The 1,434-nt window shown below is 77.4% G+C and carries 1 protein-coding gene; it reads right to left on the bottom strand.

Annotated elements, in window-relative coordinates; translation table 11 throughout:
* Positions 1-41 precede the first annotated feature (41 nt).
* Positions 42-1,316 (bottom strand): deoxyguanosinetriphosphate triphosphohydrolase, encoded by a 1,275-nt coding sequence (locus ADY01_RS35660; RefSeq protein ID WP_049581043.1) that lies wholly within the window; start codon positions 1,314-1,316, stop codon positions 42-44.
* Positions 1,317-1,434: the final 118 nt, after the last annotated feature.

Raw genomic sequence — 1,434 nt, 5'->3', positions numbered from 1 at the left:
GGTGGAGGCGGTGGACGCGGGGGCGGGCGGAACCGGCTCGGTCAGCGGGCCGCGAGCCGGGCGTGCAGGGAGCGGGCCGAGCCGTCCGTGAGCGCGGCGAGCTGGTCGACGACGACGCGCAGCCGCTCCCCGTCGGTGGTGGCGGCGGCGAACAGGGCCGCGTACTGCGGGCCGAGCCCCTCGGGCGCGCGGGCCACCAGCGCCTCGCCGAGCCCGCCCAGGACGGCGCGCTGCTCCTGCCGCAGGCGCTCCTGGTCGGGGCGCTGGATGACGTGGACGTCGGCGACGGCCTTGAGCACGTCGCACTCCAGCCGCGTCGCCTCGGGAACCACCAGCTCGGCGGCGTAGCGGCGCAGCGGCCCCGGGCCGTACCGCGCGCGGGTGGCGCGCTCCGCGGCGAGGCAGAAGCGGCCGATGAGCTGGCTGGTGGCGTCCTTCAGCCGGGCCTGGGCGAGGACGCCGCCGTCGTAGGTGTGGGGCCACCACTCCTGGGCCTGCAGCCGGTCGAGGGCGGCGGTGAGGGCGGCGTGCTCGGTGCCGGGGGGCGCGTAGCGCTTGGCCGCGACGGCGAACACCTCGTCGCGCTCCGGCTCGGCGCGCAGCAGGGCCGGGGTGAGGTGCCCGGCGCGCAGCCCGTCCTCCAGGTCGTGGACGGAGTAGGCGACGTCGTCGGACCAGTCCATGATCTGGGCCTCGAAGCAGCGGCGTCCCGCGGGCTGCCCGGGGGCCGCCTCGCGCAGCCAGTGGAAGACGGGCAGGTCGTCCTCGTACACCCCGTACTTGAGGGACCCGGGGTCGCGGGGGTGCGCGCCGCGCGGCCAGGGGTACTTGGTGGCGGCGTCAAGGGTGGCGCGGGTGAGGTTGAGGCCGACGGAGTGGCCCGAGGCGCCGGCGAACCGTTTCGGCTCCAGGCGGGTGAGGAGGCGGAGGGACTGGGCGTTGCCCTCGAAGCCGCCGCAGGGCGCGGCGATGCGGTCCAGGACGCGTTCGCCGTTGTGGCCGAACGGGGGGTGGCCGAGGTCGTGCGCCAGGCAGGCGGCCTCGACGACGTCGGGGTCGCTGCCGAACGCGGCGCCCAGGTCGCGGCCGATCTGCGCGCACTCCAGGGAGTGGGTCAGGCGGGTGCGGGGGGCGGCGTCGGCCTCCGGGCCGTCGGGCGTGACGACCTGGGTCTTCCCCGCGAGGCGGCGGAGTGCGGCGGAGTGCTGGACGCGGGCCCGGTCGCGCTGGAACGCCGTGCGGCCCGGCCGCTTGTCCGGCTCCGGGTCCCACCGTTCGGCGGCGGCCTCGTCGTATCCGGTCTCTCGCGCATCCATGCTCCCGAAGGTAACCGGTCCCGGCCGACTCACACCTGGGGCGCCGGGGGCCCGGGGGACAACAGCGGCCGAACGCGCCGACCCCGCGCCGTTCAGGCCGTGGCGGCCAGGGGCAGGG

The sequence above is a fragment of the Streptomyces sp. SBT349 genome (assembly GCF_001083795.1).
GTDB lineage: Bacteria > Actinomycetota > Actinomycetes > Streptomycetales > Streptomycetaceae > Streptomyces.
Note: the sequence above shows the minus strand (reverse complement) of the source record. Positions and strands in the feature narration are given on the sequence as shown.

Excerpts from the sequence above, each read along its gene's own strand:
- ADY01_RS35660 (WP_049581043.1), bottom strand. The coding sequence starts at position 1,316 with ATGGATGCGCGAGAGACCGGATACGACGAGGCCGCCGCCGAACGGTGG.